This window comes from Streptomyces spiralis, from assembly GCF_014654675.1.
Taxonomy (GTDB): Bacteria; Actinomycetota; Actinomycetes; order Streptomycetales; family Streptomycetaceae; genus Streptomyces; species Streptomyces spiralis.
The window spans coordinates 42,582-49,329 of record NZ_BNBC01000063.1 but is presented as its reverse complement, the minus strand read 5'-3'; the positions used below and the strand labels follow the sequence as shown (position 1 = coordinate 49,329).

5 protein-coding genes are annotated in these 6,748 nt (G+C 72.7%); 2 read left to right on the top strand and 3 right to left on the bottom strand.

Annotated features, from left to right (window positions below; genetic code table 11):
• Positions 1-143: 143 nt before the first annotated feature.
• Entirely contained in the window at positions 144-1,451 is a 1,308-nt protein-coding gene (locus IE318_RS39620) for a DUF5685 family protein (protein WP_189907732.1), read from the bottom strand.
• A gap of 289 nt (positions 1,452-1,740) precedes the next feature.
• On the opposite strand from IE318_RS39620, the gene IE318_RS39615 reads away from it, so the two are divergent.
• Positions 1,741-2,178 (top strand): cell division protein SepF, encoded by a 438-nt coding sequence (locus tag IE318_RS39615; RefSeq protein WP_030178967.1) that lies wholly within the window; start codon positions 1,741-1,743, stop codon positions 2,176-2,178.
• Between the two features lie 36 nt (positions 2,179-2,214).
• Here IE318_RS39615 and IE318_RS39610 read toward each other — a convergent pair whose 3' ends face one another.
• Together IE318_RS39610 and IE318_RS39605 are read right to left on the bottom strand one after the other, a co-directional pair.
• Complete coding sequence (locus IE318_RS39610; RefSeq protein WP_030178969.1) at positions 2,215-3,411, bottom strand: acyl-CoA dehydrogenase family protein; 1,197 nt, start codon at positions 3,409-3,411, stop codon at positions 2,215-2,217.
• Between the two features lie 143 nt (positions 3,412-3,554).
• Positions 3,555-5,165, bottom strand: coding sequence for an MFS transporter (locus tag IE318_RS39605; protein WP_189907731.1), 1,611 nt, complete (start codon positions 5,163-5,165; stop codon positions 3,555-3,557).
• 259 nt (positions 5,166-5,424) lie between these two features.
• Between IE318_RS39605 and IE318_RS39600 the strand changes: the two genes are divergently transcribed.
• Positions 5,425-6,699 carry a putative hexosyltransferase gene (locus IE318_RS39600; protein ID WP_189907730.1) on the top strand — a complete coding sequence of 425 codons (1,275 nt, stop codon included), beginning with the start codon at positions 5,425-5,427 and terminating at the stop codon, positions 6,697-6,699.
• Positions 6,700-6,748 lie beyond the last annotated feature (49 nt).

The following is a 6,748-nucleotide window of genomic DNA, read 5'->3' as shown; positions in this document are numbered from 1 at the left end:
CACACCGGCATCAGCGGCCAAACACCAGCCAGCCGCGTCACCAACCTGTCCGGCCAGCACACCTAGGGGGTGTCTCGTCGATCAGGCCGGGCTCGCGGCGCCTGGCACCGCTCCCTGATCCGCCCTGATCGACGAGACACCCCCTAGCAATCGCAGCCGCAGTCGCAGCCGTCGCAACTGCAGCAGTTCCCGCAGCAGTCACAGCAGTCGCCGCAGCCGTCGCATCCACTGCAGTCGCAGTCGCAGTTGCTGCACCAGCCCTCACGTCGCCGCCGCGACCACGGCCCCTCGAACTCGTCGGCGCAGCACAGCCGGCAGGTGCAGCACAGCCCGAGGGCGGCCGCGCACCCGGCGAGGAAGCCGCGCTTGCCGGGCCGCGGGGGTTCTCCGCCGAAGGGGTTGCCGCCACCGGGGTGGGGGTGACCCGGGTCGTACGGGGTGTGCGGATCGTGGGGTGCCCTGGGGTCCTGGGGCGCGTACGGACCCTGGGGCGGACCGAAGGCGCCGCGTGCGGCGCCGGCCTCGGCGGCCCCGGGCGTGTGCCCGCACGTCGCGGTTCCGAAGGCGCGGTCCACGGAGCGCGGGAGTTCGTGGGCGAGCAGCAGATGGGCGAGCCGGCCGTCCTCGAACTCCACGTCGCGCAGGGCCAGCCGGATGCCGTGCACCGCGTCGTCGGCGAGCCGGCGGGCCTCGGTGAGCGAGGTGCCGGTCGCGGTGAGCGGGTTCCAGGCCCCGCGGGCGGCGTCGGCCTCGCGGTCCTCCACGGCGTCCAGGAGGTGGGCGAGCCGTCCGAACAGGCGCCCGACCTCGGCGAGCGGTTCGGCGTTGCCCGGCCGGCCGGCGAGGACCGCGGTGTGCGCGAAGGCGGCGGCGGTCGCGGTCTCGGTCGGCTCGGTGACGGTGAGGACCGGGGTGCCGGGCCCGGCCAGCGCCTCGAGGCCGACCTGCCGGTCCACCGCGTCGACCAGGACGGCGGTGTCGAAGCCGACGTCGGCTCCGGTGCGGGCGCCGGCGCGCCCCCAGCTGCCGGCCACCTTGCGCGCGGCGAGCGCCACCGGCCGGCGGGCCAGCAGCCCGTCGCCGTCGGCGACATGGTCGCCCACCTTGGCGGAGGCGAGCACCAGGGAGACGGCCGCGGCGAGCCGTGCGCCCTCACCCTGTGCGACGGACGCGGTGCGCATGCCGCGCAGCGGGCACGGTCCGGCCGTACGCCGCCCCACCCCGCGCCTGCCGTCCTTTCCGCCCTTTCCGCCCCTGCCGTCCTTGTCGGCCGATACGGCCTGAGCCTCCGTCAGAACGGATATGAGAAGGCCGTCGTAGTTCGTCACGACCCGCGCGAACTGGCCGTGGTCGCCGCGCAGCGCCAGGCACAACCCGCACAAGTGCGCCATCCATTGGGCCGCGAGACGGTCACCGAGCCGATGACGGCATGGCCTGACGATTCCGAACACGACGATCCCCCGTGGTGTGTACGACGCTGAGCTGCCGCATCGTATCGGCCGGTTCGTTCACCCGTACGCACTGTCCCTCACCCGTGTGCCGGGGACAATCATATTTCACTCTCAGTCAGCAGCCGTGTGGGTCATGACCCTTGGGGCACAAGGCTCTCGACGGATCCGCTGTGCACCAGTACCGTCACAAACCCCCCGCGCGGCGTCTATCCACTTGGCGCGCCGTCCGCATCATGGATGACCATAGGGACGCGGAAAGCATGAAAGACCGCTGTGAGAGGAGGCGTCCATGGGATCGGTACGCAAGGCGAGTGCGTGGCTCGGCCTCGTCGACGACAACGAAGACGAGCGCTACTACGACGACGACTACTCCGAGGGCACCGAGTCCGGGGACGCCTGGGTCACCGACCCCCGGGTGAAGGTGGCCACGGACACGGCCGAGGAGAAGGGCCGCCGGATCGGCACCGTGACCCCGGACAGCTTCCGGGACGCGCGTGCGATCGGCGAGCTGTTCCGGGAGGGCGTGCCCGTCATCATGAACCTGACGGCGATGGAGGCGGCCGACGCCAAGCGCGTGGTCGACTTCGCGGCCGGGCTCGTCTTCGGCCTGCGCGGCTCCATCGACCGGGTGTCCACCCGGGTGTTCCTGCTCTCGCCCGCCGACACCGAGATCGTCAGCGGTGACCCGGGGGCGCACCGCTCGGACGGCTTCTTCAACCAGAGCTGAGGCAGGGCCGCACGCCGGCCCTGCCCTGCCCGGGCCTCACCGGAAGGCGTCGAGACCGGTGAGCGCCTTGCCCAGCACGAGCTGGTGCATCTCGACGGTGCCCTCGTAGGTGAGCACCGACTCCAGGTTGGTCGCGTGCCGCATCACGGGGTACTCCAGGGAGATCCCGTTGGCGCCGAGGATCGTCCGCGCCGTACGGCAGATCTCGATCGCCTCCCGTACGTTGTTGAGCTTGCCGAAGCTGACCTGCTCGGGACGCAGGCGGCCGGCGTCCATGCGCCGCCCCAGATGGTGGGCGAGCAGAATCCCCTTGTGCAGTTCGACCGCCATGTCGGCGAGCTTGGCCTGGGTGAGCTGGAAACCGCCGATGGGCCTGCCGAACTGTTCCCGCGACCTCGCGTACTCCACGGCGGCCTCGAAGCAGGAGCGGGCCGCGCCCATGGCGCCCCAGACGATGCCGTAGCGGGCGTGGGACAGACAGCTGAGCGGTCCGCGCAGCCCGGTGACCTCGGGCAGTACGGCGTCGGCGGGCAGCCGTACGTCGTCGAGCACGAGTTCGCTGGTGACGCTGGCCCGCAGGGACCACTTGTGCTTGATCTCGGGGGCGGAGAAGCCGGGAGTGTCCGTCGGCACGACGAAACCGCGGATGCCGTCCTCGGTCTGCGCCCAGACGACGGCCACCCCGGCCACGGACCCGTTGGTGATCCACATCTTGCGTCCGTTGAGCACCCAGTCTCCGCCGTCGCGCTTGGCGTGGGTGCGCATGGAGGCGGGGTCGGAGCCGTGGTCGGGCTCGGTGAGGCCGAAGCAGCCGATGACCTCGCCGGCGGCCATACGAGGCAGCCACTGCTGCTTCTGCTCCTCCGAGCCGAAGCGGTGGATGGCGTACATGGCGAGGGAGCCCTGCACGGAGACCAGGGAGCGGATGCCGGAGTCGGCGGCCTCCAGCTCCAGGCAGGCGAGCCCGTACTGCACGGCGGTGGCCCCGGCGCACCCGTACCCGCTCAGCGACATCCCGAGCGCCCCGATGCTCCCGAGCTCACGGGCCAGCTCCCGGATGACCGGCAGTTCGCCCTTCTCGTACCACTCGGCGACGTGGGGCAGTACGCGGTCGGCCGCCCAGTCGCGCACGGTGGCGCGGACCGCGAGGTCCTCCGGGTCCAGCAGATCGTCGATCCCGAGCGGGTCGGTGGGGTCGAAGGGGGGCAACGACGACTTCGGGGACGGGGACATGCGGGCACCCTCCGGAACGGCGACTTAAAACTAGCAGCGCTAGTTATGTGGTTCTGGCCCGACGGTACGACGCGGTGTCCGCCGCGTCCACCCCGCAGGCGATCACGTCCACTGCGCCGGTGATCACATCGGCTTGCCGATGATCACACGGACACGCTCGACCGTGCGGCCTCCCGCTGGGCGGGCAGCTCCACCGCCGCCTCGTCCGCCTCGTCGCACTGCATCACCCGCGGCAGGCGCAGCGCCGCCGCCGCGCCCAGCAGCAACAACGCCGCGCTCACCAGCAGCGTCACATGCAGCCCGTGCACGAAGGAGTCCCGGGCCGCGCGCCGCAGGGACTCCCCCGCCGGCCCGCCGAGCCGCGCGGCGACCTCGTAGGCCTCCCCCAGCGAGTGCGACGCCGCCTCCGACTCCGCCGCCGGAACCCCCGGCACCTGCGCGAGTCCGGGCGCGTAGGCGGCGTTCATCACCGTGCCCAGCAGGGCGATGCCGATGCCCGCGCCGAGCTGGTAGGACGTCTCGCCGATCGCCGCCGCCCCGCCGGCCCGCTCGGCCGGCGCCTCGCTCAGCATCGACTCGTACGCCCCGAACAGGGTCGTCTCCAGGCCGAAGCCCAGCAGCACGAAGCCGGACAGCAGCAACCCGGCGTCGTCCCGGCCGCCCATCGCGGTCAGCACCACCACCGCGGCGGCCGTCAGGCAGAACCCGGCGCACACCATCAGCCGCGGCCCGAACCGCCGCAGGATCCGCGCCCCCAGCAGCCCGGCCGCCATCGCGGCGAACGTCAGCGGCAGCAGCCGCAGTCCCGTCTTCAGCGGGGACAGCCCCAGCACCAGTTGCAGATACTGCGCCGCGATCAGCTCCAGGCCGACCAGCGCCAGCATCGCCAGCACGATGCAGCCCACCGCCGTGCTGAACGCGGGCCGCGCGAACATCCCGAGGTCCACCAGCGGATGCGTCCGGCGCCGCTGCCGCCGGACGAACGCCACCAGCAGCACCACGCCCACCACCAGCGGTCCCAGGGTGAGCACGCTCAGCGCCGGTTCGTCGCCGCCGAGCCGCTTCACCCCCAGCACCGTCCCGAACAGCCCGGCCGCCGCCATCAGCGCGCCGACCACGTCCCAGGGCCCGTCCCGCTCGCCCGTCGACTCGGGCAGCAGCAGCCGGCCCACCGGCAGGCTCACCAGCATCAGGGGGATGTTGACGAGAAAGACCGAACCCCACCAGAAGTGCTCCAGCAGGAAGCCGCCGAGCAGCGGCCCGACCGCCGCGCCCACCGCCGCGACCGCGCTCCAGACGCCGATCGCCAGCGCCCGCTCGCGCCGGTCGGGGAAGACCTGCCGCAGGATCGACAGCGTGGCCGGCATGATCATGGCGCCGCCGACCCCGAGCAGCGCCCGGGCGAAGATCAGCGTCTGGGGGTTGGGCGAGAAGGCCGCCACGGCGGAGGCGACGCCGAATAGGGCGTAGCCGAGCAGCAGGATCCGTCTGCGGCCCACCCGGTCGCCCAGCGTGCCGAACAGGATCAGCAGCGACGCGCAGACGAGGGGGTAGGTGTCGACGATCCAGAGCAGTTCGATGGCGCCGGGCCTGAGGTCCTCGGTGACGGCGGGCACCGCCACGTGCAGGACGGTGGCGTCCACCGCGACCAGCAGCAGGCTGACGCAGAGCACGACCAGGACGACCCAGCGGTTGGCACCGGCCCCGGCCGCCCGACGGCGCAGCCGAGCGGCGGCCGCGGTCGTCCCGGACATGTACGTACCTCCCAGATGAACCCTCGCCGTCGGCGGGCCCGCGGGGTGGGGACTCCCCGCGGCGCGGCCGGAGAGGAGCGGTGGTCTCCGGCCCGCGCGACGATGTGCGAGTGACTCGTCAGCGTACGCCAGTCCGATCCGGTGCCGCGTGGCCCACCTCTCAGACTTCGCGGCCAACCCGTGTGGCGTACGCCACTGCCCTCCCGGCCGCCAGGGCCGGTTGTCCGATGCGCCGGGCGCCCGGTCGATAATCGAGTCCGTGACCGATCTTGCAACACGCGTGGCGGTGGCCCGTCCCACGGCCCTGCGCCGGGCCGCCCCGGCGCTCCTCGGGTACGCGGCCGTCCGCGCCCTGGGCCTCGTGGCCCTGGCCGTCTGGAGCGCGGCGCGCGGCAAGAGCGCGTACACCCTGCTGACCGCCCGCTGGGACTCCCTCTGGTACGCGAGGGTCGCCGGGGGCGGCTACGGCTACGAGGTGCGGCTGCCCAACGGCGACGTCCACTCCGACCTGGCCTTCTTCCCGCTGCTGCCGTGGCTGGAGCGGCTGCTCGCCTCGGTGGGGCCGCTGTCGTACGCGGACGCGGGCTTCGTGGTGAGCCTGCTCACCTCGCTCGCCGCGGCCTGGGGGATCTTCGCGGTGGTCGACCATGTGTACGGCCGAAAAGAAGAAGGCGCGAAGCACGGCCTTGGAAGGGCGGTGGCGGGAGACGGGCGGGCCGGAATGTGGGCGGTGCTGCTGTGGGCGGTGCTGCCGGTCGGGATCGTGCAGTCGATGGCGTACAGCGAGTCGCTGTTCACGGCGCTCGCCGCCTGGTCGCTGTACTGCGTGCTGACCGGGCGCTGGGTGACCGCGGGTGGCCTGGCGCTGCTGGCGGGGCTGACCCGGCCGGTCGGACTCGCCGTCGTGGCCGCGGTGTGGGCGGCCGCCGTCACCACGTTCGTGTGCAACCGGAGCACGTCCGTGCGCAACCGGAGTACGACGGCGGCGAACGGCGCACAGCAGGCAGCACACGCCCCCGCTGTCCCCGGCCACGCTCCCTCCCGTCTCCTCCTCGGCATGCTGCTCGCGCCGCTCGGCGCCGCCGGTTACGTCCTGTGGGTGGGTCACCGCACCGGCGGGGGCGTGCTCGGTTATCTCGATGTGCAGGCCGGCTGGCGCAACGGCTTCGACGGCGGATACGCCTTCGCCCGCTTCGTCGCCGACAAGTTCACCTCCTTTCCCTCTGCCTTGGCGGGGCTCGGGCTGATCATCGGGGTGGCCGCGGTGATCTGGCTGTACGTCATCGGCGTACGGCAGGGACAGCCGCTGCCGCTCCTGGTGTACTCGGGCGTCGTCACCGCGCTCGCGCTGTGCGCGTCCAGCTACTTCGGTTCCAAGCCGCGCCTGCTGCTGCCCGCCTTTCCCTTGCTGCTGCCCCTGGCCCTCGCGCTCGCCCGGGCACGGGCCTCACGGTCGGCGCTGGTGGTCGGCGCGGTCGCGGTGGCCTCGGCGCTCTACGGAGCGTTCTGGCTGAACGGCTCCGGCCCCCCGTGAACCGCCGCCGATCGCCCACCGGGTCGCCCGCTCGTCCGATGAGCAGATG

What these genes read in the sequence shown, in the direction of transcription:
- IE318_RS39615 (WP_030178967.1), top strand. Translation starts at nt 1,741, where the DNA reads ATGGGATCGGTACGCAAGGCGAGTGCGTGGCTCGGCCTCGTCGACGAC.
- IE318_RS39610 (WP_030178969.1), bottom strand. Translation starts at nt 3,411, where the DNA reads ATGTCCCCGTCCCCGAAGTCGTCGTTGCCCCCCTTCGACCCCACCGAC.
- IE318_RS39605 (WP_189907731.1), bottom strand. Translation starts at nt 5,165, where the DNA reads ATGTCCGGGACGACCGCGGCCGCCGCTCGGCTGCGCCGTCGGGCGGCC.